The 25,137-nt window shown below is 62.2% G+C and carries 19 protein-coding genes and 1 rRNA gene; 6 read left to right on the top strand and 14 right to left on the bottom strand.

Annotated features, from left to right (window positions below; all coding sequences use genetic code 11):
- Positions 1–512: 512 nt before the first annotated feature.
- The 7 genes from G606_RS0100285 to G606_RS0100255 all read right to left on the bottom strand — a co-directional run bounded on the left by G606_RS0100285 (position 513) and on the right by G606_RS0100255 (position 9,184).
- Positions 513–1,553, bottom strand: a complete 1,041-nt coding sequence (locus G606_RS0100285; protein WP_026644331.1) for a LacI family DNA-binding transcriptional regulator — start codon at positions 1,551–1,553, stop codon at positions 513–515.
- Between the two features lie 91 nt (positions 1,554–1,644).
- On the bottom strand, positions 1,645–2,409 hold the full coding sequence (locus G606_RS0100280; RefSeq protein ID WP_026644330.1) for a TraX family protein: 765 nt from the start codon (positions 2,407–2,409) through the stop codon (positions 1,645–1,647).
- Between the two features lie 33 nt (positions 2,410–2,442).
- Positions 2,443–3,264: an HAD family hydrolase gene (locus G606_RS09200; RefSeq protein ID WP_081663848.1), complete on the bottom strand. Its 822-nt coding sequence runs from the start codon at positions 3,262–3,264 to the stop codon at positions 2,443–2,445.
- Between the two features lie 29 nt (positions 3,265–3,293).
- Entirely contained in the window at positions 3,294–5,342 is a 2,049-nt protein-coding gene (gene pulA, locus G606_RS0100270; RefSeq protein ID WP_034523200.1) for a type I pullulanase, read from the bottom strand.
- Positions 5,343–5,344: 2 nt separating this feature from the next.
- On the bottom strand, positions 5,345–6,241 hold the full coding sequence (locus G606_RS0100265; protein ID WP_026644328.1) for a sugar ABC transporter permease: 897 nt from the start codon (positions 6,239–6,241) through the stop codon (positions 5,345–5,347).
- Positions 6,238–7,644, bottom strand: a complete 1,407-nt coding sequence (locus G606_RS0100260; RefSeq protein ID WP_196799976.1) for a carbohydrate ABC transporter permease — start codon at positions 7,642–7,644, stop codon at positions 6,238–6,240. Before G606_RS0100260 ends, G606_RS0100265 begins: the two co-directional genes overlap by 4 nt.
- A gap of 268 nt (positions 7,645–7,912) precedes the next feature.
- Positions 7,913–9,184 carry an extracellular solute-binding protein gene (locus G606_RS0100255; protein ID WP_026644326.1) on the bottom strand — a complete coding sequence of 424 codons (1,272 nt, stop codon included), beginning with the start codon at positions 9,182–9,184 and terminating at the stop codon, positions 7,913–7,915.
- 266 nt (positions 9,185–9,450) lie between these two features.
- On the opposite strand from G606_RS0100255, the gene G606_RS0100250 reads away from it, so the two are divergent.
- Together G606_RS0100250 and malQ are read left to right on the top strand one after the other, a co-directional pair.
- Positions 9,451–11,058, top strand: a complete 1,608-nt coding sequence (locus G606_RS0100250) for an alpha-amylase family glycosyl hydrolase (RefSeq protein ID WP_026644325.1) — start codon at positions 9,451–9,453, stop codon at positions 11,056–11,058.
- A 629-nt stretch (positions 11,059–11,687) separates the two neighbouring features.
- Complete coding sequence (gene malQ / locus G606_RS0100245) at positions 11,688–13,880, top strand: 4-alpha-glucanotransferase (RefSeq protein WP_026644324.1); 2,193 nt, start codon at positions 11,688–11,690, stop codon at positions 13,878–13,880.
- 114 nt (positions 13,881–13,994) lie between these two features.
- Here the strand turns inward: malQ and G606_RS09195 are convergent, their stop codons facing one another.
- The 3 genes from G606_RS09195 to G606_RS0100230 form a co-directional block, all read right to left on the bottom strand.
- Positions 13,995–14,648, bottom strand: coding sequence for a YesL family protein (locus G606_RS09195; protein WP_051198235.1), 654 nt, complete (start codon positions 14,646–14,648; stop codon positions 13,995–13,997).
- A 346-nt stretch (positions 14,649–14,994) separates the two neighbouring features.
- The gene (locus tag G606_RS0100235) at positions 14,995–15,834 is read right to left on the bottom strand and encodes a carbohydrate ABC transporter permease (protein ID WP_026644323.1); all 840 of its coding nucleotides are present in this window, start codon (positions 15,832–15,834) and stop codon (positions 14,995–14,997) included.
- Positions 15,831–16,685, bottom strand: coding sequence for a carbohydrate ABC transporter permease (locus G606_RS0100230; RefSeq protein ID WP_026644322.1), 855 nt, complete (start codon positions 16,683–16,685; stop codon positions 15,831–15,833). Before G606_RS0100230 ends, G606_RS0100235 begins: the two co-directional genes overlap by 4 nt.
- A 347-nt stretch (positions 16,686–17,032) precedes the next feature.
- Here G606_RS0100230 and G606_RS0100225 point away from each other — a divergent pair, with 347 nt between their 5' ends.
- Positions 17,033–18,049, top strand: coding sequence for a LacI family DNA-binding transcriptional regulator (locus G606_RS0100225; RefSeq protein ID WP_026644321.1), 1,017 nt, complete (start codon positions 17,033–17,035; stop codon positions 18,047–18,049).
- 420 nt (positions 18,050–18,469) lie between these two features.
- Here G606_RS0100225 and G606_RS0100220 read toward each other — a convergent pair whose 3' ends face one another.
- Positions 18,470–19,798: an ABC transporter substrate-binding protein gene (locus G606_RS0100220; RefSeq protein ID WP_026644320.1), complete on the bottom strand. Its 1,329-nt coding sequence runs from the start codon at positions 19,796–19,798 to the stop codon at positions 18,470–18,472.
- Between the two features lie 512 nt (positions 19,799–20,310).
- On the opposite strand from G606_RS0100220, the gene G606_RS0100215 reads away from it, so the two are divergent.
- On the top strand, positions 20,311–22,077 hold the full coding sequence (locus tag G606_RS0100215; protein WP_026644319.1) for a glycoside hydrolase family 13 protein: 1,767 nt from the start codon (positions 20,311–20,313) through the stop codon (positions 22,075–22,077).
- Between the two features lie 90 nt (positions 22,078–22,167).
- On the opposite strand, the gene G606_RS0100210 is transcribed toward G606_RS0100215, so the two are convergent.
- Positions 22,168–22,863 carry a histidine phosphatase family protein gene (locus tag G606_RS0100210; RefSeq protein WP_051198233.1) on the bottom strand — a complete coding sequence of 232 codons (696 nt, stop codon included), beginning with the start codon at positions 22,861–22,863 and terminating at the stop codon, positions 22,168–22,170.
- A gap of 94 nt (positions 22,864–22,957) precedes the next feature.
- Here G606_RS0100210 and G606_RS0100205 point away from each other — a divergent pair, with 94 nt between their 5' ends.
- Positions 22,958–23,395: a DUF4235 domain-containing protein gene (locus tag G606_RS0100205; protein ID WP_081663847.1), complete on the top strand. Its 438-nt coding sequence runs from the start codon at positions 22,958–22,960 to the stop codon at positions 23,393–23,395.
- Positions 23,396–23,510: 115 nt separating this feature from the next.
- Positions 23,511–24,287, top strand: coding sequence for a nitroreductase family protein (locus G606_RS0100200; RefSeq protein ID WP_026644316.1), 777 nt, complete (start codon positions 23,511–23,513; stop codon positions 24,285–24,287).
- Between the two features lie 85 nt (positions 24,288–24,372).
- Here the strand turns inward: G606_RS0100200 and G606_RS0100195 are convergent, their stop codons facing one another.
- Both G606_RS0100195 and rrf read right to left on the bottom strand, forming a co-directional pair.
- On the bottom strand, positions 24,373–24,624 hold the full coding sequence (locus G606_RS0100195; protein ID WP_026644315.1) for a hypothetical protein: 252 nt from the start codon (positions 24,622–24,624) through the stop codon (positions 24,373–24,375).
- Positions 24,625–24,872: 248 nt separating this feature from the next.
- Positions 24,873–24,989, bottom strand: a 5S ribosomal RNA gene (gene rrf / locus G606_RS0100190).
- Positions 24,990–25,137 lie beyond the last annotated feature (148 nt).

The following is a 25,137-nucleotide window of genomic DNA, read 5'->3' as shown; positions in this document are numbered from 1 at the left end:
ACTTGTTACGTTCTTGCTCGAGTTCCGTCCGGCGGCGGTCCTGCGGACCGGCCTTCCTGAACCATCCGAAACTTGAGCCTACATCACTCAACTATTTTCTGTCAACCGTTATTCCCACTGCGGAAGTTTTTTCTGAAGATTTCTCGCACACGCCGGAAAACCGCCGTTTTCCGGCGGTTTTCAGACATCAGGAAGGTGTATTTCAGCAAACCATCAGCTTGCAGTGGGTGAACGCCCCCCCCCCCGCAAGATCAAGCACTGTTCACCAACAGAACGAGACGCAACGGGACACAACCAGCCTGCAACCAACCCCACCGCACATACGACGGGGCGGCCATGCCCCGCTATGGCCGCCCCGTCTTCCCTATGCCCCTGATCCTCACCATCGGGCGATGCGAAGTCTTCTGTCGTAGTCGCTACGAACTTCTGATCTTCCGCTCCCTCTCACCTGAGCTCAGCTGAGCTACGTATACTGCGCTCCCCGCAACCCGCAACGGCCAACAGCTCACCGCTCAGCGTTCGAGCGGCGCCTCCGGATCAAGCCGCGCGTCGGTGCCGCGCAGGATCAGCTTCGGCTCAATCGTCGAATGCGGTTCGAGCAGTTCCTCGCCGGCAAGCAGCTGCAGGCACTTGCGTGCCGCCGCCGCGCCCATCGCGAAGGGGTCCTGCCGCATCGTCGTCAGATCGATCGTATCCGCGTAGGACGAGTCGTCGAAGCCGATGATCGAATAGTCGCGCGGCGTGCGGTAGCCGTGCCGCTGCAGCTTGAGCACGAGCGGGATCGCCATCATGTCCATCTGGCAGCAGATCGCGTCCGGGAACGTCTCCTCGGAGAGCACTGCTGCGAGCGCCGCATCAGCGAAGTCGTGCCCGCGCGGCACCGACAGCACCTTCCAGTCGATGTCGTGCGTCTTCTGCGCTGCCTCGCATGCGCGGATGAAGCCGCGTCCCCTCGCGTCGATCGACGATTCGAGCGATTCCTCGGCCGCCGAACATGTGTAGACGATGCGGCGATGCCCGAGGTTGATCATGTGCTGCGTCGCACGGTACATGCCCTGTTCATCGTCGATGCTGATCGTCGCGTCGAAGGTGTCGACGTTCGGCGTGTTGATGCCGATGATCGGCACGCGCGTGCGCCGCAGCTGCTCGACCTCTTCCGGCTCTATCGCGAAGGATGCGACGAACACGGCGTCGACGTTGCGCAGCACCGGCATGTCGTGGAAGAACTGCGTGCGCGTGCGCGCGTCGTCGATGTGCTGGAACAGCGAGATATCGTATCCCTCTTTGTGCAGCACCGAGTTGACGCCAGCGAAGACTTCGACGTTGAACCAGCTGGTGATCTCCTGATTCATCAGCAGCGCGACACGGAAGGTCTGTCCGGACTTGAGTGCCGTAGCTGAACGCGAGATGTTGAAATCGAGTTTCGCAGCGGCGCTCATGACCTTCTCACGTGTCCGTTCGGACACGAGCTCGGGTCTGGTGAACGCACGCGAGACGGTGGAGATAGACACTCCCGCAAGCTGCGCGACTTCGCGGATTCCTTGCTTCTGCACGATGTGCCCCTTTACTTGACGTGAACTGTACTTTCCGTTGTTGTTCTCTGTAGATTGACTGCCCAGTATGAACTGTCTGCCATTGACTTGCTCAGTGCACGACGATCAGTCCGCACACGAGCAGCATGAGCGGGTAGACCGCATAGAACGCCCACTTCGTCCATGTGTGCCGATAACCGATCTCATCGTTGCGATAGTGGAGGAACGCGACGCCGATGCCCGGCGTGATGAAGCACATGGCGCCGAGCAGCGCCGCCGTGAACATCATCGTGTTCTCACGCGCGTGCAGATAGTAGAAGATGAGCGCCATGCCGAGCGTGACCATGCCGATGTTGAGAGTCACCTGCGACTGGCCGACTTTGAACAGCCAGTCCCACAGCAGCCCGACGAGGATGACGACGACGCTGAGTGTGATGCGCAATCCTTTGCCGTAGTCCTGCAGCACTTCGAGCAGCACGAGCACGATCAGCGCGATGACGAGGCCGAACACCGGGTTCTGCGAACGCATGTCGAAGAAAGTGCCGAAGGTGGCCATGTCGTAGGGCACCTCGCTGACGAGCGCGAGCACGAGCAGCTGCACGCCGTAACGCAACCAGCTGCGCGTATGGTCGAAGCCGGTGTACAGCAGCCATGCGTAGATCGGTATCGCGACCCAGGAGACGGCTTCGCACAGCACCGATGCGGTGAGTGATGCCATGTTCTCAGCCGTGGGCGCCCCGAGCAGCATCGGCATCACCGTGACACTCGCCGCCGAAAGGAACAGCAGCACGTCACCGATGACCTTGAGCTTGAACCGCGACAGCCCCCGATGCTTGCGTTTCTTTTCGTCCAGATACCGTGTGTATTCGTCCACCATAGTGTTTCGTCCGTTCCGTCGCCTGTGCGACGCTCAGTCCTTCACCTGTCCGTCGTCGTCCGTTCTGACGCAGGGCGCGGCCGCCGCGTCCTGCGCGTGCGACGCGGCCCACGTCTCGTCGGCGCCGTGGATGAAGGCGAGCAGCCCGTCGTAGTCGGCCCCCTCAAGCGAGATGGCCGCCTGCGGCACGGTGGCGCCGCCGGTGTTGTCGTCGGTGTGCAGATAGGCGGCGTCGATACCACATGCGACGGCACCGAAAATATCACTGTTCTCGTCGTTGCCGACCATGAGCGCACGTTCCGGCTCGACGCCCGCACGCATGAGCGCGCGGCGGAAGATTTCGAACGACGGTTTGCGCACGCCTTCGTCGCTCGAGATGATGATGTCGTCGAACATCTCGTCGAGTCCGAGCAACGCGAGCTCCGGCCTCGTGTAGCACGCCTGCGCGTTGCTGACGAGGATGACGGTGCGGCCTTCGTCGTGCAGCTGGTCGAGCAGTTCGGTCGCGCCGGAGAACAGCCGCAGCTTCGTCGTGCTCGCGCGGCGGAAGGTCCACGCGGCGGCACGTGCCTGCTCGGGCGTGGCGTCGATCCAGCATGCGTCGAGCAGGCCGCGGTATGCAGGCAGCAGATCCGGTTCGAACCATTCGCGCTGGTCGCGCATCGCGTTCGCCCGCGCACGTTCGCGAACGAACTGCGCACGCAGCTGCTTGTTCGTCGCGAATTCGGCGCCTTCGCGGTACAGTGCGCACCGCAGCGCCGTCCACGGCCCCTCGGCCTGCTCATCCGTGTGGATGTCGACGAGCGTGCCGTACAGGTCGAAGAACACTGCCTGATACTTAAGTGCCGTTGTCATCGATGTTCCGATTTCCTTTCCAGCGTCGTTCAGCGCGTGTCGCCACCCGTTTCGAGTCGCCAGACGCGCAGCGAGCGCGCCGGCATCGGCATGCGGCCGTCGGTCGACTCGCTGCGGCGCGGATCGGGCATGCCATCCCGCGTCGTCGAATCGAGCACGCAGACCCACCGTGGCTGCGACGCTTCGTCGTCCGTGCCGGCGACCATCGGCAGTTCGTCGTGGGCGTCGTCGGCGTAGGCGTGCGTGAGCTTCTCGGCTGCGAGCGTGTGGTCGTCGTGATCCGGATTGATCGTCACGGCCGTGTCGTGCATCCGGTAGGCGACGGCGTTGCCCGGTGCGTCGACGGCGATGTGCTCGGCGTTGAACCAGTCGGGGTTCGCACGGCGCAGCGCGATGAGGCGACGGTAGTAGTCGCGCAGTTCGCTCATGCGCCAGGCGCGCCGCCAATCCACTTCGTTGACTTCCTTGCCGGAGTCGAAGGAATTGTCGTTGCCGTGCTTCGTCTTGCCGAACTCCTCGCCGGCGAGCATGAACGGGATGCCGGCGGCCGTGTAGATGATGCCCGCGGCGAGTTTGTTCGCCTCGAGCACGGCCGTCGTGGGCGCGCATGGCTCGGCGTCGAAGATCGCGTCGATTCGTGCGTCGCCTTCGAACATGCTCATCGTCAGCTTGTCCCACAGCGTGAGGTCGTCGTGGGCGCTCACGTACTGGATGATCTGCCCGGCTTCGCCTTCGTTCGTCTCCGGCGCACGCCACGCGTCCACGCCCAGCTCGATGAGCGGCTTGTTCGCCTTCGCGTCGCCGTTCACGTAGCCTTTGCGTTCCATGTAGAAGACGTGGCCCTTGATCGCGTCGCGCGTGCGGTCGCAGAAGTGGCCGATGCGCGTATTGAGGAAGCGCAGACCTTCCTTGTCGGCGAGTTCAGTGCCCGGCAGCGTATTCGTCGGGCCGGCCGCCCATGGTTCGCCGTACATCAGGATCGATTCACCTCCGGGCAGACGGTCGAGCGATGCGCGCACCGTGTTCATCGTCTGCACGTCAATGAGGCCCATCAGATCGAAGCGGAAGCCGTCGAGATGGTATTCACGTGCCCAGTACGTGACCGATTCGACGATGAATCTGCGGAACATCGCGCGTTCGGTCTGCATGTCGTCGCCGCATCCAGATCCGTTCGCCAACGTGCCGTCGCCGTTGCGGCGCAGGTAGTATCCCGGCACCGTGCGCTCGAACCAGTTGTCGGCCGAGTACATGTGGTTGTAGACGACGTCCATGATGACCTTGATGCCGTTGGCGTGCAGCGACTGGATCATCCGCTTGCATTCGGTGATGCGGTTCGCGCCGTCGTAGGGGTCGGTCGAGAACGATCCTTCCGGCACGTTGTAGTTGAGCGGATCGTATCCCCAATTGAACTGGGACGCGTCGCGCTCGTCGACGGAACCGTAGTCGTAGAACGGCAGCAGCTGCACGGCGGTCACGCCAAGGTCGCGCAGATAGCTCACGCAGGTCGGGTGTTCGCCGTCGCCGTCGAGCGTCGTGTCGTCGTCGGTGAACGCGAGATACTTGCCCCGGTGCTCCTTGGGAACACCGCTGTGCGGGTTGTTGCTGAAGCTGCCAACGTGCGCCTCCCAGACCATCGTCTCTGAGGTCGGCGTGCTCGGCCGCTCGTCTTCATTCCATCCCTCGGGATCGGTGCGCGCAAGGTCGATGACCATGCTGCGCCGGCCGTTGACACCAGCCGCACGCGCCCAGGGGTCGGCCGAACGGCGCGTGACGCCGTCGTCGAATTCGAGCAGATAATCGTAGTAGACGCCATCGAGGTTCCGCGGGAAGTTCGCGGTCCATGCGCCATCGGACTGCTTCGTCATCGTCACGGTTTCGATGAGCATGTCATCAGACTGCTCGGAGGAACCGCAGGTGAACAAACGCAGCGTCACAGTACGCGCCGATGGTGCCCAGAGAGCGAACTGGGTGCCGGATTCGCAAACCTCGGCACCCAGTGCGCGTTCCAGACAAAGCGGGAACGGTTCTGCGACACCCGGCTCCAACCCTTCGGAAAGGGGCTCGAATGCCTGAATCATGATCAGCCTTTCACTGCGCCCGACATGGATTCCTGATAGAAGCGCTGCATCACGATGAACAGGATCGCGATCGGGACGGAGATGATCACAGCGGCCGCCGCGAAACGACCGAACCAAGTGTTGATGTACTCCTTCTCAAGCATGAGCCACAGACCCAGCGAGGCCGTGTAGTTCTCCTGCGTGCGAGCGATGACCTTCGCCATGACGAAGTCGAGCCACGGAATCAGGAAGCCCACGATGGCCTGATAGACGATCATCGGCTTCGACATCGGGATGATGATCTTGACGAAGACCTGCCAACGCGTGCAGCCGTCGAGCATCGCGGCCTCGTCGAGCGAGGTCGGGATCGTGTCCATGAAGCCCTTCATGACGTAGAAGCCGGCGCCGGTGCCCGCCGAGTAGACGAGGATGAGCGCGAGAATCGTCATGCCATCGCTCGTCAGACCCATCGCCTTGAGGATGAAGTAGATCGCGACGACGGACATGATGGACGGGAACATGCCGAGGATCAGCACGAGGTTCATGAACGAGCGGCGTCCGCGGAAGCGCATGCGGCTCATGCAGTATGCGACCGAGAGCACGAACCACACGGAGATGAGGCACGTGAAGATCGAGATGATGAACGTGTTCATGAACATGCGTGGGAAGTCCAGGACCCTGCGGTCGGTGAACAGGCCGATGTAGCTGTCGAACGAATACTCGGTCGGGAAGAACGTGTTCTGGTACGGAGCGGTGTTCTTGTTGAAGCTCTCGAGGAAGATCCAGACGATCGGCACGAGCCAGATGACCGAGAGCACGCCGAGGAGGATGTAGGTGCCCACATCGGCCGCAATGCGGCGCTTCCTCTGATCGTGCAGGAATCCTTGGCTCTGTGCTTTGACTTCAGTATGCTTACTCACCGGAAGCCCTCCTCGTTCTTATAGGAACCGCTGTTGCGGTAGGTGATCAGCGAGACCGCGGCAAGGACGATGAACGTCATGATGCCGATGACCGCGCCGAGGTTGTAATCGTTGCGATCCACCGTGAGCTTGTACAGCCAGGTGATGAGCAGGTCGGTCTTGCCGGCGGATGCGCCGTTGACGGCCGGGTCGCCACGCGTAAGCAGGTAGATGACGTTGAAGTTGTTGACGTTGCCGGTGAACGTCGTGATCAGGTACGGCGTGAGCACGAAGATGATGTACGGCATCGTGATCTTCGTGAAGGTCTGCCACCAGTTTGCGCCGTCGATCTTCGCGGCCTCGTAGAGGTCGGCGGGGATGTTCTGGAGGATGCCGGTCACCTGCATGATCGTGTACGGAATGCCGATCCACAGGTTGACGATGATGACCGTCACACGCGCCCATGTGGCGTCGGTGAAGAACGGCAGCGGGCCGTTGATCCAACCCCAGTTCTGCAGCAGGCGGTTGACCGCGCCGGTCGGCTGCAGCATCTGATGCATAACGAGCAGCGAGACGAACTGCGGGACGGCGATCGACATCGAGAAGATCGCGCGCCAGACGTTCTTGCCGTAGGTCGTCTTGCGGTTGATGATCATCGCGAGGAACAGGCCGAAGAAGAAGTTCAGGAACGTCGCGAAGAACGCCCAGATCAGCGTCCAGCCGAGGACAGACAGGAACATGCTGCCCGAGACCGCGCTGCTGCCGGAGTTCGAGAACACCGTCTTGAAGTTCTCAAGTCCGACCCAGTTGAACAGCGTCAGATGGTTGTGGTCATAGCTCGTGAACGCCATCGAGATCATGAAGATCAGCGGCAGAACCGTGAAGATCAGGATGCCGGCGATCGGCAGGAACAGCAGCAGCTGGTTCGCCTTGGCGTCGAGGAGCGTGTGGATGTCGTCCATCAGGGACGGTGCGTGGCCGTTCTTGCCGGCCAGGCACTGCGCCTTGTACGCGGAGCGGATCTCAAGGATCCACCACAGCACGAAGACGACGCAGAAGACGACGGTGGCCACGCCGTAGAGCAGGCGCAGGACCGTGTTGTCGCCCGGGATGTTCACATACTGGCCGTTGACCCAGCCGCTGCTGGGCTTGTTGCCGCCGAGCGTGATCAGGTTCTTGACGCACGTGCCGCCGGTCATGATCATGTAAACGATAAACAGGACCTCACCGGCGAAATAAATGAGACCCTTGACGTATTGCTTGCGCACCACGTTGCCGAGGCCGAAAATCAGGATGGACAGCTTGGTGAAGACGTCGCCCTTCTCCAAGGCGTTCTTCAGCGTGTATGGCGATGGTGCCACATAGTCCGCGCCCAGTTTCCGGCGGCGCCGCAGTTCTCGTTGTGAAAGGGTTACCGTACTCATGAACCCTCTACCGCCTCTCTTTGAAAAGTGTGATGTGTGGGGCGTGCGACCGTACCCACGACCGCGCTACCTCGCGATGGATCGTGGAACGGGTGCGCGCATGGTCCGAGAATGACCCCACGCACCCTCAGGCGACGCCGCCTGGTTGACCCTGAACATGAGGTGTGCGGAAAGCTCAGGATCCGAGGCCTTCCGCACACTGTTTTCGATTATCTACCGATATCCGCCGGCCAGCGCCAGCGGGACGGGGCGTTGTGGCCCCACGAAATCACTCCTCAGTCGCCTGAGCCTTGACTTCCTTGTTCTCGGTGTCCATCCAGGTCTGCGTCTGCTCCTTGTAGTTGTCAGCAGTGACGTCCTTGTTGTAGATGGCCTTGCCGAAGTTCTCTGCCGGGGTCCACCAGCCGTTCATCGCGGCGATCGTCGGCTGCAGCACGGAGGTCTTGTCAATCGTGTCGATCTGGGCCTGGACGTACGGAGCGTCCTTCATTCCTTCGAGGTCGGTCAGCGACTTGTCGGACGGAACGATCTCGCGCATCTCCCAGTGCTTCTTCTGAGCGTCGGCGGAGCCGAGATAGGCGGCGAACTCAGAAGCGACCTGCGGAGCCTTCGTGTTCGGGTTGAACGCGACGGCCTTCGAGCCAGCGAAGGACTTCATCTGATAGTCCTTGCCATCAGCGGTGAAGGACGGCATCGCGACGGCGCCGTACTTGTCGCCGAGGCCCTTCTTGACGTCGGCTGCCGACCAGGAGCCGGAGAACATCGCGTCGGTCGTGCCGTCGACGAGGTTCGAGACGCCGTTGGTGCCGTCATCGAGGACGAAGTTCGGGTTAGCGACCATATCGACGAGGTACTTGGTCACGGCATCGGCGTTGGAACCGAAGTCGATGCCCGCAGCGCCGTCCTGACCGTTGTCGCCGAACATCTGCATGCCGGCGCCGAGGTAGAACGCCGGGATGTACCAGGAGTTCGTCAGCGGGTAGGAGACCTTGCCCTTCTCGAGCATCGTGTTCAGGTTCTTGACGTCATCGGCCGAGAACTTGTCCTTGTTGTAGTACATGAAGTACGTGTTCGAGGTGTACGGAACGCCGTAGATCTTGCCGTCGGCGCCGGTGACCGACTGGACCATCGTCTCGGAGTTCTGGTCCTGGACCTGCTTGGCGACCTCATCGCTCACTTCGCCGATGGCGTTGAGCTTGATGAGCGTGCCGAGCTGATCATTCGCGAACATGTAGACGTCGGCCGCGGCGGACGGATCCGTCTGCACGGTCTTGGCGGCGTCGCCCTCGGAGACGGTCGCGTTCTTCCAAGTGATGTCATAGTTGGTGTGGGCCTTCTCGAACGCCTCCTGCATGGCCTTCATCCAGTCGGCGTCCTCCGACGGCGCCCACACGGTGAGCGTCGCGGTCTGCTTCTCGTTCGAGTTCGAAGCGCTGGCGTTGCCGTTCGCGTTCGAATCGTTGCCGCCGCAAGCCGCCATCGGGACGAGCATCGCAACAGCCGCGGTCAGACCGATTGCCTTCTTCCAATTGATCATCATTGACCTTTCCTTTCCATCAATCAATGCAAAATCAATGCAGTTGCATCAGTTTTCCTCAACATCACGCACGCGCGAGCCTCACGGATCGACTCCGCCCGGCCCTCGCGTCGTAGCTGCCTCCACCTTATGTTTTCAGCGGAGCGCTGCGTAACGCTTCAGTGGTCTATACTGTATACCACATCTGCAAACGTTGTCAAAACTGTCCGCATCGTGAGTGTCGTTTTCACAGAAACGCCGTAAGCGTTACCCCACAAGCAAGGAGCGATATGACCAACTCAATGAACACACCTGTTTCATGGCTGCAACAGGCCGTCTTCTACGAGGTGTATCCGCAGAGTTTCAACGATTCCAACAACGACGGCATCGGCGACATCCCCGGCATCACCGAGCGCCTCGACTACATCCGGACGCTGGGCTGCAACGCCTTGTGGATCAACCCCTGCTTCGACTCGCCGTTCCGCGATGCTGGATACGATGTAAGCGATTACACGAAGGTCGCCGAGCGCTACGGCACCAACGACGACCTCGTCAATCTGTTCGCCGCGGCGCACGCCCGCGGCATGCACGTCCTGCTTGATCTGGTGCCGGGGCACACGAGCGACGAACATCCTTGGTTTATTGCCAGCAGCGAAGAACGGCAAAGCTTTTACACTGACCGCTATATCTGGACCGACTCGTGGATCACCGGCGGCGACGGCCTGCCGTTCATCGGCGGCGTCTACCCGCGCAACGGCGCCGCGATCACAAACTTCTTCGCGTTCCAGCCGGCGCTCAACTACGGTTTCGCGCATCCGACGAAGTCCTGGCAGCAGCCGGCGCTCGGCGACACGGCGCTCGACACCTGCGGCGCGATGCTCGACGTCATGCGCTTCTGGCTATCGCGCGGCGCCGACGGCTTCCGCGTCGACATGGCCGACAGCCTCGTCAAGCGCGACGACGACGGCAAGCCGGCCACGATCGCGACGTGGCAGTACATGTTCAAGCAGATCCGCGAGGAGTTCCCGGACGCGGCCTTCGTCTCCGAATGGGGACGTCCGGATGAGGCAATCGAAGCCGGCTTCGACATGGACTTCTATCTCGACTGGCGTTGGGACGGCGCGCCGAACGGCTACAACATGCTGCTGCGCAACACCGATACGCCGATGCTGCACGACGGCGACAAGAGCTACTTCAACGCGGACAGTGGCGTCGGCATCCGCGCCTTCCTCGACGAATATGAGCCGCGACTCAAGCAGGCACGCAAGCGCGGCGGCTACTTCGACCTGATCACCTGCAACCACGACACGGCGCGCGTCGCGCCACGACTGAGCCCGCAGGAGATCCGTCTCGCCTATGCGACGATGCTGCTGATGCCGGGCACCCCGTTCATCTATTACGGTGACGAGATTGGCATGCGCTACCGCGATCTTCCGACGAAGGAGGGCGGCTACACGCGCACCGGCAGTCGCACGCCGATGCAGTGGGACCGTTCGGCCAACGACGGCTTCTCCGGCGCGAGCGCCGACGCACTCTACCTGCCGATCGACGAATCCGAGGGCGCGCCGACGGTCGCCGACCAGATCGACGCCGACGACTCGCTGTGGACGGCTGTCCACGACACACTCGCGCTGCGCGCCGATTCGCCGGCCTTCCGCGCCGACGCCGATTTCGACGTGCTGTTCTCGTCCGACGAGCGCCGTTCCTTCGTCTTCAAGCGCACGAAGGATGGCATCAGCGCCGTCGTCGCCGTCAACCCGGGACACGAGAGCGAAACGATCGAGCTGCCGGCCGGCGAAGGCAGCGAGGCGCGCACCGTGACGCTGTCCTACGGCTCCCCGACGCTCGACTACACGACGCTGACGCTCCCAGCCCAGTCCTTCGCCGTCCTCCAGTAGCCGGTCAGCCGTCCCAGAGGTCCCCCAGCCCGTCTGCAGACCGCTAGAAGGGCTGGTTGCGGGTCGAGTCGTCACCCACTTCGACGGCCCGCCCCACAACCAGCCCCTCTAGCGGACCGACCCCTCGACGCCGGCGACGAACCAGACCGCTCCGTCCCGATCCATCGCTCCACTCAATGATTCGACCCGCAACCAGCCCTCCCAGCGGGTCGAACTGTCGACGGGTTCGACGAAGTGGAACGCAAATGGGGCTCGTAGCGGGGTGAACCGTCGACATCGACGGCGGTTCACCCCGCTTTGTCCCCGCTCCATCTAGCCCAATCCCGTTCCGTCGGCCACGCCGGCCGCCCGGAACCCCACCCTCCAGTTTGCAAACGTAGGCGTATGCGGCGCAAAACCGCTGCTGCTTCACTCCGCTCACATTGGCCGGTTTTGGCTTGATTCAGCCAAAACCGCCGTGTTTGCAAACGCTTTCAACATGCGCTATACTCGACATCAGGCGATGGTTCGTCACCAACGAAGCATGACGTTCCGCAACCACCATCAGCAATCGAGGAAAGCACAAGGGAACACGGGGCCGGCGCATGCAGCGCCGCCCGCGCGCCCACGAAGAGAATTAAGGAGCAACGATGCCGCAGCAGTCCGCACAGCAGCCCAAGGAAAGCGCTGAACGCCTCGCACGTCCACTCATCCGGTTGGCGAACATGTGGGGCATCTCCACGTCATACATCGACCAGCTTGGTACCTACGTCGAAATCGAAGACGACGTCCTTGTCACCGTGCTCAAGGCGCTCGGCGTCGACGCATCGACCGAAGAACGAGTCAACGAAGCGCTCAAGCTGCGCCTGAGCGAGGACGCCAAGCGACTCGTGCCGCCGACCGTCGTCAAGTTCATCGGCACCGACACGCCGGTCGAGCTGCGTACGCTGCACGGCGAGCCGACCGTCACGTTGATGCTCGAGGAGGGTGTGCACGCCGACGGTGACTTCTTCGCTATCGCGCGCAAGGAGACCGAAGCGGCGCCGGACACCGACGTGACCGTCTACGAACTGACGCTGATCGATGCGCTGCCGGTCGGCTACCACACGCTCACCGTCGAGGACGGCGAGCGCCGCGCGACGGCCCACGTGATCTGCGCGCCGGCGCGCATCCCGGTGCCGCAGGCCGTACAGGACCGCCATCGCTGGGGTTGGATGACGCAGATGTACTCGGTGCGTTCGGCCGAATCGTGGGGTGTCGGCGACTACGGCGATCTCAAGGAGCTCGTCACCGACGCGGCCAAGAAGTCGCACGCCGATTTCATGCTCATCAACCCGATCCACGCGACGGCGCCGGTCACGCCGCTCGAGCCGTCGCCGTACCTGCCCGAGTCGCGCCGCTTCCTCAACGTCACCTACATCCGTCCGCAGGACATCCCCGAATACAAGCACCTCGAAGGCGAGGACTTCGACAAGGTCGAGACGCTGCACGCGCGCGTCGCGGTCGCGAACACCGATCCCTCGCCTATCGACATCAACGCGGCGTGGGATGCGAAGCGCGAGGCGCTGCACATCGTCTTCGAACAGGAGCGTTCGACCGAGCGTCAGGCCGCCTTCGATGAGTTCCGTCAGCGCGCCGGCGAGGATCTGCGCGCCTTCGCGCTGTGGTCGGTCGCGTTCCAGGTGTGGGGCCCGCCGTGGGACGCCGAGAACGACTGGTTCGCGAAATACGACCGTCACAGCCCGCAGATCGCGCAACTCGAGAACGACTACGGCGACCTCTACGACTTCGCGTGCTGGCTGCAGTGGATTGCGGCGGAGCAGGTCGAGGCGGCGCAACGCGCGGCGAAGGACGCCGGCATGGCGCTCGGACTGATGCAGGACATGGCCGTCGGCGTGCACACCTACGGCTCGGACGTGTGGTGGAGCCCCGAACGTTTCGCCGTCGGCACCGTGACGGTCGGCTGTCCGCCGGACTTCTACAACCAGCAGGGCCAGGACTGGGGCCAGCCGCCTTTCGACCCGAACTTCATGGAGGCGGACGGCTACAACGTCTACCGCGACATGGTGCACAACATGTTCGCGCACGCCGGCGCGATCCGCATCGACCATGTCCTCGGCATGTTCCGCCTGTGGTGGATCCCGCAGGGCAAGGGCCCGCGCGGCGGCGCCTATGTGCGTTACAACTACGAGGCGATGCTCGCGATCCTGACGATCGAAGCGTCGCGCGTCGACGGCATGGTCATCGGCGAGGATCTCGGCACCGTCCCCGATTACGTCTCGCGCATCCTCGCCGAGCACGGCGTCCTCGGCACAACCGTCGAATGGTTCGCGCGCGTCGACAACTCGCCGAACGCCGGCGACCCGTACGCGATGCCGGACACCTACCGTGAATATTCGCTCGCCTCGGTCACGACGCATGATCTGCCGCCGACCGCCGGCTATCTGATGTACGAACACGTCAAGCTGCGCGAACAGCTGCATCTGCTCAGCGAACCGGTCGAGGAGTTCATGAAGGCCGCTGAAGCCGAGCAGCGGGCGATGCTCAAGCTGCTCGTTTCGGGCGGCTGGCTGCCGCAGGAAGCCGCCGACGACGTCCCGGGCCATCTCCAGCAGATCGTCGAGGCGATGCACGCGATGCTCAAGGATTCGCCGGCGCTGCTGCTGCAGGCCGCGCTCGTCGACGGCATCGGCGAGATGCGCACGCAGAACCAGCCGGGCACGTCGACCGAGTATCCCAACTGGCGCATCCCGCTCGCTGATGCCGAAGGCCACGTCGTCCCAACGGACAGGGTCTTCGACTCGCCGCGCGTGATGTCGCTGTCCAAAATCATGAACCGTTAGTTTTTTCGACCTCTCTCTGACGGTTCAGACATGAAGGGCCTCCCGATTACGGGGAGGCCCTTCATTGCTTTGTGCACATTGCGCGCGTCTACTGCCCACGCCGCGAACAACCGTTCACTGGTGCTTCTTGACGCTCCACGTGTCCTCCGGCACATGCGTCGAGAACGACTGTCCAGTGTATTTGCGCAGCACATACTCCTGAATCGGCACATGCAATGACAGCAGCGAGCCGTAGCCGAGCACAGCGAGGAGGAACAGCATCTGCGGAAGCTTGAACCACAGATAGATGAACAGGCCGAAGTAGACGGCGTCGATCGCGACGAGCGCAAGCGTCGCCGGGAAATAGGTGACGCCGAAGACGTAAGCGTTCGCCATCGTGCGCGTCGGCGGGTTCTCGAAACGCGCCTGCAGCGCGAACACCCATTCGAAACCGATGACCCACAGAATCGTCAACGCGATCTTCGGAATGAGCAGCGGCGTAATCTGCAGCACGATCCAGCTGTACGCGAGCGCGGCGCCGAAGAGCAGATAGACGATCCACAGGATCGTCGCGCGCGCGAAGTTCTCCTTGAACGCAGCGAAGTAGTTCTTCACGACGTGACCCTGCCCGATGAGCATCTTGCGTGACGCCGTCTGTCCCGCGGACAATGCGGCGCCAATCGTCACGATCGGAATGCTCGTGACGAGCATCAGCAGATTGATGATGATTGCGTCGGTGAAGTTGTTCCACGCCTGCATGAATTTCGAATCCGGGGAAAGCCAGCCCATGTACGCTCCTGCCTGTCTCGAGTGCTCCGTCCGCGCGTAGCCGAGCATAAGTGTAGTCGAGCTCACGCGGATAGTTGATTTCGCCGGCGTCGTCGAACATTGTGGATCTCGCGAGCATCGCGGCGGATGGCGAAGGCCGGGCGTCGCGGCGTCCCCATGGGGAACCGCGGCACCCGGCCTTCCTTGTTGATTGATGACGGAAAGATCAGCCCTTGACGGCGCCTCCTCCGGCCCCGCCAGTATCGACCGGCCTACGGCCGGACCCAACGTTGCCCTCGCGGCACAGCCGCTCGGGCTGACACCTGAAAACAGCGCACCGCGCTGTTTCCCAAGGGCTGACTTGACGTCAGCCCTTGACGGCGCCAGCCATAACACCCTTAACGATGTACTTCTGGCACAGGATGTAGAAGAGGATGATCGGGATGATCGCGAGCACGAGGCACGCCATCATCGCACCCATGTCCACCGAGCCATAGCCGCCCTTGAGGTACTGGATCGACACGGAGATCGTCTTGTACTTGTTCAGGTCGAGCGTCAGGTACGGCAGCAGGTAGTCGTTCCACACCCACATCGCCTCGAGGATCGCCACCGAGATAATCGACGGCTTCATGATCGGCACGACGACCTGGAAGAAGATGCGCGGCACCGAAGCGCCGTCGATCATCGCCGATTCCTCAAGCGACTGCGGAATGCCCTTGACGACGCCGGTGAAGATGAACACGGCGAGGCCGGCACCGAAGCCGAGATAGATGATGCACAGGCCCCACGGCGTGTTCAGGCCGAGGCGGTCGGCGAGCCACGACAGCGTGAACATCAGCATCTGGAACGGCACGATCATGTTGAACAGGAACAGGATGTATAGCGTCTTCGCCACCCAGTTGTTGACGCGGACGATCCACCACGCGCACATCGACGTGCACAGCAGGATCAGCAGCACTGAGCCGACGGTCACGAGGACCGTCCAGCCGAAGCTCGCGAAGAAGTTCGTCTGTTCGATGCCACGCACGTAGTTGTCCCATCCGGCGAAGGTATCGCCCGCTGGGAACGAGAACGCGTTGTCGCTGATGTACGCCTTCTGCTTGAAGGAATTGATGATGACCAAGAAGATCGGGAAGACCCACGCAATCGAGATCATCGAGAAGAACAGGGTCCACAGACCACTGTGCTTAGCCTTTTCGCCGTTCATGCCTCGACCTCCTTGGACGTGGTGAGCTTGTTCTGCAGCAGCGAGACGACCGCCACGAGGATGAAGAAGAGCACGGCCTTGGCCTGGCCGACGCCTTCGAAGCCGACACGTCCGTAGAACGTGTTCGTGATGTTGAGCGCCAGACCTTCCGACATGCGGCTCGGAGCGCCGTTCGTCAGCGCGAGGTTCTGGTCGAAGAGCTTGAAGCCGTTGGTGACGGTCAGGAACGAGCAGACGGTAATCGACGGCATCATCAGCGGGATGATGATCTTGAACATCGTCTGGCGGCCGTTCGCGCCGTCCACTGATGCCGCTTCGAGCACGTCGGTCGGCAGCGACTGCATGCCGGCGATGTAGATGATCATCATGTAGCCGATCTGCTGCCAGCACACGAGGATGACGAGGCCCCAGAAGCCGTATTTCTGATCGAAAGTCAACGATTTCGACCAATGCGCGAGCACACCGTTGAGCAGCAGCATCCAGATGTAGCCGAGGATGATGCCGCCGATGAGGTTCGGCATGAAGAAGACCGAACGGAACAGGTTGGCGCCGCGGATCGACTTCGTCAGCATGTACGCGATCGCGAAGGCGACGACGTTGATGACAATCGTCGTGACGATCGTGAGCAGTGTGGAGAACAGCAGCGAATGCAGGAAGGTCTTGTCCTGCAGCGCCTTCGCATAGTTCTTGAAGCCGACGAACTGCGCATCGGTGACCGTCGTGAACTCACAGAAGCTCAGATAGATGCCGTAGATGAACGGCACCACGAAACCGATAATGAATGCGGCGAATGTCGGAAGTACAAATAACGCCCACCAGCGGCGTATCGCCTTACCGGCCATACTGATCATAGTATGCCTACTTTCCTCGTTCTTTCCTGTGCATACTCCTGCGTATGCGCTCTATCCCTTGCCTTCGGCCGCTCCGGCAGCGCCGGCACGTCCTCGCCTCCGGCCGTGCGGATGACAGTGCCCACTGTAACAGCGATGCGAAGCACTGTCAAACGTTTACATTTTTGCGTGTCTCACACGCTGATGCTTGTCTTATGCGCCGGTGGCTTTTCAATTGTAAATCGCCGGAAGTTAGCCGTTTTTCAGCAGGCATGATATACTGCAAACGTTTGTGGAATCTACCTTGCACAAACGTTTGCACCGTAGTTACCGCCACCGAACTGCTCTTCAACGTCGAAGGAGCCCAGATGAGCACGAGCATTCAGGACGTCGCGCGCGCCGCCAACGTATCGATCTCCACGGTGTCGCGTTCCTTCACGCGCCCGGAGCTGGTCTCGAAAGCCACCCGCGAAAAAGTGCTGCGTATCGCCGAGGAACTCAATTTCTCGACTTCGCGTTCTGCCGTCGCGCTAAAGACCGGCCGCGCGCTGCGCATCGCGCTGCTCGTGAGCGACCATCTGCGGCTGTGGTTCAGCGCGTCGGTCATCGAAGGCCTCAACCAGGTGCTGCACGCCGAAGGCTACGACCTGTCGATTTTCCAGATCTCGAGCATCGAGGAACGCAAGGAGTTCTTCGAAATGCTGCCGGTGCGCCGCAACGCGGACGCCGTCATCGTCGTCTCCTTCGACATCGACAGCCAGGAGATCGCGCAGCTCAATTCAATCCATGTGCCGATCATCGGCATCAACTCAGTGCTGCCGCAGGAACGCGGCTTCTCGGCGTCGGTGAACATCGACGACGAGCAGGGCTCGATCCTCGCCGCGCGTCACCTCATCGCGCTCGGCCACCGCGATATCGCCTATGTGCGCTCCAACCGTGACGTCTCGTTGCACTTCAGCGTGCAGCAGCGTTTCGATTCGTTCATCGAATGCTGCAGCCATGCCGGCATTTCGCCGCACGTCATCGTCGCCGAGGAATCGGCGAACCGCATCGCCGAGGTCGTCACGCAGCTGCTCAGCCTCGAGCATATGCCGACGGCCATCGCCTGTCAGGAGGATGGCATCGCGATTCCGCTCATCTTCCAGCTGATGCGAGGCGGCTTCTCGGTGCCCGGCCAGCTTTCCGTCATCGGTTACGACAACAGCACCTATGCGAGCGACATCGGCCTGACGACGATCGCGCAGGATCCGGTGCACATGGCGCGCAAGGCCGCCGAGATGACGCTCGCGCTCATCGACGGCGAGACGCCGGAGCAGCTGTACGTCACCGAGCCGGCGCGCCTTGTCGTCCGATCGTCAACCGGTCCGGCCGCGCCGCGAGCCTGAGCATCCACCCGTTCGATCGTTCATTCGACGATTCCGTTCAACAACGACGAAAGGCCGCGAGGACGTCGATATGACGTCCTCACGGCCTTTCGTCGTCGCCGTCTTGCCCGTCAGCGACGTGCGTATCCGTCGCAGAATCGCCACACATACGCAAACGTGGGGCGTCGCAGCTGCGACGCCCCACGTTGCTTGGAAGGATCCAGAGGAAGAAAAGAAAAGCGGTATTCAATTATCGATCTTCAGTTATCACCGACGACCGTCGGCACGTCGCGCGGTCGCCATGCGGATGTTTAGGGAAGGCATCCGCATGTCAGAGAGACGCGACCATGCGAGGCTGTTCAGTTATCGTGATCGATTCCTCGATCTGTTCAGTTATCGCGACGGGGCGGCCGAGCCGCCCCATCAGCGGTCTTCTGAGACTCAGTGCGTCGCCTGATACTCGGTCGCCCAGTTGTTGACGAAGGCATCGACGACGGCGTTCCAGTCGCCGGTACCCTGCGCGTAGGCGAGCATCGCCTGGCCGAGGACGTTCTTGTATTCCTCGGACGGCATCATCGAGAAGTCCCAAGCAACCTGCGTCAGATCCTTGTTCTGGATGCTGGCGTTCGCGTCGGCGATCAGCGGGTTCGAGGTCTTGACGTCGTTGAAGGTCGAGAACGGCGTGGTGAAGCCCATGTCTTCGCTCATCGCCTTCTTGCCCTCATCGGAGGTGATGACCCACTCAAGGAACTCCTGCGAGGCCTTCTGGTCGGCCTCGGAAGCCTTCGAGTTGATGCACCAGTAGTTCTCGGAGCCGGTCGCGAGGCCTTCGGTCTTGTCGTCGACACCGATGTAGATCGGAAGCATGCCGACGGAGGAGTCCTTCATGCCGGCCTTCTGCAGGTCGCTCCACGCCCAGGTGCCGTTCTGGTAGAAGGCGGCCTTGCCGAGCGCGAACTCGGAGTTCGCGTCGTCGCCGGTCTTCGAGCTCAGCTGGGTCTTCTCAGTCGTGGAATCGGTGATGTACAGGTCGAAGATGTTCTTGAAGTTATCCATGTACATGTCCTTGATGGACGCCGGCGGAGCGGTGATGTCGTCCTTCTTGAACTGGTAGTACAGCGGGATGTTCGCCAGATGCGTCTTGAAGCGCCAGTCGGAGCTGGAATCGAAGCCGGCCGACGTGAAGGCGCCCTCAATGCCGAGGTCCTTCTTGCGCTTCTGCATGTCGTCGGCGACCTTCTTCAGCGTGTCGAAGTCCTTGATCTCATCGGCGGACTTGATGACGGCGTCCTTGAGCTCGGTGTACTTCTTGACGATGTCCTTGTTGTAGATGAGGCCGTAGGACTCGATGACGTACGGCACGCCGACGATCTTGTCGCCGTCGGTGAGCGCGAGGCTCTGGTCGTTCATGTCCTTGTAAATCGCGGTGTCCTTGAGATCCGCGGTGTAGCCCTTCCAGCTCTGGTAGCCCACCGGGCCGTTGACCTGGAAGATCGTCGGGGCTTCGCTCTTGGCGAGCTCAGACTTGAGCTGCTGCTCGTAGGTGCCGGAGGCCGCGGTCTGAACCTTGACCTTGACGCCCTTCTCCTTCTCATACTTCGCGGCGAGCGCGGTCCACTGATCCGCGGCTTCCGGCTTGAAGTTCAGGAAGTAGACGCTGCCCTTACCATCACCGGAGGAGCTGGAGCTTCCGCCGCCGCATGCGGCGAGCGGCACGACCATAGCGGCCGCAGCGAGCAATCCCACGGTTGTCTTCATCGTACGATTCATCTTCGAACCTTTCTCTGTACGCCTGTCGGCGCTGCACCTTCGCGGTGCACGTTAAGAAGTCTCTTTCCTCGACAACTTCTTTCAACGACCATTGTGCACCATAAATGCAAAATGTGCAAACGTAGGCACGCCGAACGGCAGCATTTGCACTGACTTCGGCACCGCTTGCAGCGCGGAAATACCACGTTTCCAATGTTTCACGACGTTTTACGACCGATGAAAGCGTTTGCTAACGACACACCGGGAGCGTCATTGCCCATGGCGGCGGCCCCGCGACGGCGCACACCGTGACGCTAATCATAACGCCGATGTGGCGGCTTCCGCCATGCCATGTCCACCGTGCCCGATGTATACGACACTTCGACATGTCCGCGTCGTACATCTATTTCTTTACGAGGGAATATAATTAGCTGCAGCCGCGCATGTCCGGATGAAAACCGGGACACGCACCGGGCGAACACATCGATGGCGAGGCATGCGCACGGGCCGCATGCCGTCGGGAAAGGAACGTCATGACCCTCAACAACACCCATGACGACTGGTGGAAGCAGGCCGTCGTCTATCAGGTCTACCCCCGCAGCTTCCGCGACGCGAACGGCGACGGTCTCGGCGACATCGCCGGCGTCACCGCGCAGATGGGATATCTCAAGAAGCTCGGCGTCGACGCCGTCTGGCTCTCGCCGTTCTACCCGTCCGAACTCGCCGACGGCGGCTACGACGTCATCGACTACCGCAACGTCGATCCGCGCCTCGGCACGCTCGACGATTTCGACGCGATGCTTGAGGCCGCCCATACGGCCGGGCTCAAGGTGATCGTCGACATCGTCCCGAACCACACGTCGAACCTGCACCCGTGGTTCCAGGCCGCCCTCGCCGCCGCGCCCGGCTCCGCGGAGCGCGACCGCTACATCTTCCGCCACGGCGAAGGCGAGCACGGCGAGCTGCCGCCGAACAACTGGCAGTCGCTGTTCGGCGGCCCGGCCTGGGAGCCGGTCGGCGGCGGCGAATGGTATCTCCATCTGTTCACGAAGGAGCAGCCGGACCTCAACTGGAAGAACCAGGACGTGCACGACGATTTCAAGCGCACATTGCGCTTCTGGTCAGACCGTGGCGTCGACGGCTTCCGCATCGACGTGGCGCATGGCCTTGCGAAGGATCTCGATTCCCGCCCGCTCAAGGAGCTCGAGCAGTGGGCGGTCGGCTCCGACCAGTCGCATGACGGCACCCATCCGCTGTGGGACCGCCCCGAGGTGCATGACATCTACCGCGAGTGGAACGCCGTCTTCAACGAATACGACCCGCCGCGCTTCGCCGTCGGCGAGGCCTGGGTCGTGCCGGAGCACCAGCATCTGTACGCGTCGAAGGACGAGCTGGGTCAGGTCTTCAACTTCGAATTCGCGAAGGCCGACTGGTTCGCCGATGAGTTCCGCACGGCGATCGTCGAGGGGCTCGCGAGCGCTGACGAGGCGAAGTCGACGACGACGTGGGTCATGAGCAACCATGATGTCTGCCGCCATGCGAGCCGCTACGGCCTGCCGCAGGTGCGCACGAACGGCTACCATGTCCTCGCGAACGACTGGCTGCTGCGTTCCGGCACCACCTATCCCGAGAATCGCGAGCTCGGCGCACGCAGGGCGCGCGCGGCGATCCTGATGGAGCTGGGCTTGCCCGGTTCGGTCTATGTGTATGAAGGCGAGGAGCTGGGTCTGCCGGAGGTCGCGACGATTCCGTGGGACCATCTTGAGGATCCGGTCGCGTTCAACACCGACCATGGCGACGCACAGAAGGGCCGCGACGGCTGCCGTGTGCCGCTGCCATGGGTTGCCGCCGACCGTCCGCGTCCGGCCGACTGGGATCCGCAGTTCGGCACTGGCGCCTCCTTCGGCTTCTCGTCGGCGCCGGCCGACGGATCCGCCCCCGCCGACCCGCATCTGCCGCAGCCGTTGTGGTATGCCGACTATGCGGCTGACGTCGAGGACGCCGACGACGGCTCGATGCTCAATCTCTACCGCCGCGCGCTGCATTGGCGTCAGGATCATCTGACGCCGACCGGCGACCTGTCCTTCGCGTGGCTCGGCGATGACGTGCTCGATTCCGGCGATGCCGACGTGATCGCGTACGCGCGCCCGGTCGCCGACGGGGACGGCGACCGTTTCGCCTGCATCGTCAACTTCGGTCCGACGCCGGTCGAGCTGCCGCATGGCGACATCGTGCTGCGTTCGACGGCCTTCGACGGCTATTCGCTGCCAGTCGACGCAGCCGTGTGGATGCGCATCTGAGCGTGATTTCATATCAACGCATGGGGCGGGCGGCGACACATGCCATGTCGCCGCCCGCCTCATGCGTTTTTCGATGATCAGTCGCCCGATTCAGACATTCCACTTCCAGATGACGTGGTCGCCTTTGTAGACGGACAATGCACAGATGTGCGCGGTGTCGAGTTTGAGATGACGCCCGAAGCGCGGTTCCATGCCGAGCCATTGCGTCGTCAGGATGCGCAGGATATGCGCGTGCGCGACGCACAGCACGTCGCGTCCCGCCTCGAGCGCCGGTATTGCCCGGTCGATGACGCGGCGTGCGCGTGCTGCCGCCTCTTCGATGCTTTCTCCAGGCCCGTTGATGATCGTGATCTGCTGGCCGTCGGGGAAGATCTCGACGCGTTCGCCAGCAAGATGGTCGGCGAGCGCCGTCGGCCCCTGCCCCCAGACGTCCCATTCCTCGCCGAGCGCGGCGAAGAGCTCCTCACGCGTGCGTCCCTCGGCGCGGCCGTAATCCCACTCCTCGAGGTCGGCGGTGAGGGTCGGCGATGCGAATCCCGCTTCCTGCGCCGTCGTCATTGCACGCCGCAGATCGGAACAGTAGACGTCGCCGTCGGCGAAGCCGTTCGGGAACAATGCACGCAGGCGTGCGCCGGCGTCACGCGCCTGCTGCACGCCGACGTCGGTGAGGGGGATGTTCGTGCGTCCGGTGTACTGCCCAGATTCGCTCCAGCGTGTTTGCCCGTGGCGAAGCAGCACGAGCGTGCCGTATCGCTTCGCGTGATCATTCATCGTTGAATTCTGCATATGCCCACTCTATCGTGCCGCATGAAGAAGACGCGGCGACGATGTACGCAGGCGGCCCGCGCCACGGATCGACGATGGCATACACTGGTGCAGTATGAACAAGCATCAGCACGAATCGGCGTCCGCGGACGCCAAGCTCACCGCCGCGACGGACGCCATCGCCGGCGAACGTTCCGATCTCGACGCGATGACGGACAAGACGGTCGCCGAGCTCAACAGGGTGAACAACAAGGTCACGGCCATGCGCGAAGCCCGCACCTCCGACCCCGATACGCTCGGCGACAAAGTGTTCCGCATGGCATTCCCGGCCGTCGTCGGCCTCGTCGGCGGCAAGGTGTTCAGCTCGGTGTGGAATCTCGTCATCAACAAGGTGCATCCGAGCCCCGATGACGATGAGCAGGACCGCCAGCAGGGGCTCATCATGAGCATGCTGTTCGCGGCCGCGTCGGCGGCGTTCGGCACGTTGCTGTCCGAAGTCTCGACGAAGGGCGTCCAGAAGATCATCGCGCGCATGCAGACGAAGCGCCGCTGAGCGCGCGCTTCACGCTATTGGCACCCTTTGGGCATCATCCGCGCTCGTGTCGGCCGCCGTTGCGCCGTCGGGCCGCCTGACGCGCACGGCGGCGACAGTCTGCGATAATGGCGGTATGACTGAACTATTGCATAATGACACCGTCGATGTCCTGCTCAACCGTCGTTCGATCCGCGCGTTCCGTCCCGAACCGCTGAACCCCGAAATGACGGCGACGATCGAATCCGCCGCGCAACACGCGGCCTCGAGTCAGTATCTCAATGATTGGTCGGCGATCCGCGTCGTCGATCAGCGCCTCAAGGATGATCTCGCCGCTATCGCGAAGCAGCCGTACATCGCGCAGGCGCCCGCGCTCTATGTGTTCGTGCTCGACGAATACCGCAACATGGTCATCGCCCGCGAGCAGGGCGACGCCGTCGATTCCGACGCGTTCACGCTCAAGAACAGCTACCGCTTCACGCAGGCGCAGAACGACGCCGTGCTCGCGCTGCATGCGATGGAAACGGCAGCGGAGTCGCTCGGCCTCGGCTGCGTGATCCTCGGGTCGATTCTCAACGATATTCCGCGTCTCATCGAGCTGTTCCATCTGCCGAAGTACACCTATCCGGTGCTGGGACTCGCGATTGGCAAGCCGGCGCAGGAACCGGCCCTCAAGCCGCGCATGAGCGGCACACTGCAGTTCTTCGACGACCGCTACAACGACGATCCGACGTTCATCATGCGCACGATCGCGGAATTTAACGAGGAAGTGCATCAGTACTACGATTTGCGCGACCCGAATAGGCCGGTGCCGACCTATGACGCGCAGATCGCGCAGAAGGCCGTCGCCGGCGAAGTGCTCGGCCGCGGTCTCGAGCATGCGGTGCAGCAGGGCTTCGAGCTGGATCGCTGATGCCCCGCGTTGCCTAGGCGCCGTGTACGACGATGTGCACGGCAACGACGGCAAGAGTACAGCGTCGACAGGGGTACGGGTCGCGTCACTGATAGCGCGGCTTGTACCCCTTCTTTCGTGAGTAGCGCTTCTGCGAGCGTTTGAAATGGCCTACGGCTTCGTTCAATGCGGGATCCCGGTGGGTCAGATGCCACTGTCCACAGTACTGGCAGCGATACACCCATAACTCCACGCCGCGTTCGATGCGGCTCTGTTCTGCGGCCTGCCAGGCGGTTTGCCGATCATGGTACATGATCTTGCTCGTCGTCTCGCAACGTTTCGGCGTGAAGTAGTGCATAGTGCACATCATAGATGCGCCTCCCTGACCGGGAATCGCGAACGGAGCACCAAATCGGAGGGCGTATGCAGATGGCTTCGTGATGGTGTCGATGACGGTGGTGGTGTCGATGACGACGGCGTCTGCAGCGTTGATCGTACGGTCCTGCCATGGTGCTGCATATGACGAGGCCCGCCGTGTGGGTGGGCTGTGGAAGTCGCCGGATATGGGAAAGCCCACCGTGTGGTGGGCTTTCGTGTGAAGTGTGGGTGCGGCGGCGTGCTACTCTCCCACACCCTGTCGGGTGCAGTACCATCGCCGTGCCAGGTCTTAGCTTCCGGGTTCGGAATGGGACCGGGCGTCTCCCCTGGGCTGTGACCGCCGCAAGACTGTATTGTGTTATTCATGGTCGACCCCCGGGTGGGGGTTGGTGGGTGGTTCGGGGACCGGATGGTGGACGCGGGCGCAGGTGTTCGTATGGAAGGAACGGGTGTTCGTTGCGGTTTCGTGTTGATGCTTGTATCGTGTGACTCC

The sequence above is a fragment of the Bifidobacterium sp. AGR2158 genome, from assembly GCF_000424225.1.
GTDB lineage: Bacteria > Actinomycetota > Actinomycetes > Actinomycetales > Bifidobacteriaceae > Bifidobacterium > Bifidobacterium anseris.
The sequence above is the reverse complement of the archived record's forward strand: the minus strand, read 5'-3'. Positions and strand labels throughout refer to the sequence as shown.

What these genes read in the sequence shown, in the direction of transcription:
- G606_RS0100280 (WP_026644330.1), bottom strand. Translation starts at nt 2,409, where the DNA reads ATGGTGGACGAATACACACGGTATCTGGACGAAAAGAAACGCAAGCAT.
- G606_RS09200 (WP_081663848.1), bottom strand. Translation starts at nt 3,264, where the DNA reads ATGACAACGGCACTTAAGTATCAGGCAGTGTTCTTCGACCTGTACGGC.
- pulA (WP_034523200.1), bottom strand. Translation starts at nt 5,342, where the DNA reads ATGATTCAGGCATTCGAGCCCCTTTCCGAAGGGTTGGAGCCGGGTGTC.
- G606_RS0100260 (WP_196799976.1), bottom strand. Translation starts at nt 7,644, where the DNA reads ATGAGTACGGTAACCCTTTCACAACGAGAACTGCGGCGCCGCCGGAAA.
- G606_RS0100255 (WP_026644326.1), bottom strand. Translation starts at nt 9,184, where the DNA reads ATGATGATCAATTGGAAGAAGGCAATCGGTCTGACCGCGGCTGTTGCG.
- G606_RS0100250 (WP_026644325.1), top strand. Translation starts at nt 9,451, where the DNA reads ATGACCAACTCAATGAACACACCTGTTTCATGGCTGCAACAGGCCGTC.
- malQ (WP_026644324.1), top strand. Translation starts at nt 11,688, where the DNA reads ATGCCGCAGCAGTCCGCACAGCAGCCCAAGGAAAGCGCTGAACGCCTC.
- G606_RS09195 (WP_051198235.1), bottom strand. Translation starts at nt 14,648, where the DNA reads ATGGGCTGGCTTTCCCCGGATTCGAAATTCATGCAGGCGTGGAACAAC.
- G606_RS0100235 (WP_026644323.1), bottom strand. Translation starts at nt 15,834, where the DNA reads ATGAACGGCGAAAAGGCTAAGCACAGTGGTCTGTGGACCCTGTTCTTC.
- G606_RS0100230 (WP_026644322.1), bottom strand. Translation starts at nt 16,685, where the DNA reads ATGATCAGTATGGCCGGTAAGGCGATACGCCGCTGGTGGGCGTTATTT.
- G606_RS0100225 (WP_026644321.1), top strand. Translation starts at nt 17,033, where the DNA reads ATGAGCACGAGCATTCAGGACGTCGCGCGCGCCGCCAACGTATCGATC.
- G606_RS0100220 (WP_026644320.1), bottom strand. Translation starts at nt 19,798, where the DNA reads ATGAATCGTACGATGAAGACAACCGTGGGATTGCTCGCTGCGGCCGCT.
- G606_RS0100215 (WP_026644319.1), top strand. Translation starts at nt 20,311, where the DNA reads ATGACCCTCAACAACACCCATGACGACTGGTGGAAGCAGGCCGTCGTC.
- G606_RS0100210 (WP_051198233.1), bottom strand. Translation starts at nt 22,863, where the DNA reads ATGCAGAATTCAACGATGAATGATCACGCGAAGCGATACGGCACGCTC.
- G606_RS0100205 (WP_081663847.1), top strand. Translation starts at nt 22,958, where the DNA reads ATGAACAAGCATCAGCACGAATCGGCGTCCGCGGACGCCAAGCTCACC.
- G606_RS0100200 (WP_026644316.1), top strand. Translation starts at nt 23,511, where the DNA reads ATGACTGAACTATTGCATAATGACACCGTCGATGTCCTGCTCAACCGT.
- G606_RS0100195 (WP_026644315.1), bottom strand. Translation starts at nt 24,624, where the DNA reads ATGCACTACTTCACGCCGAAACGTTGCGAGACGACGAGCAAGATCATG.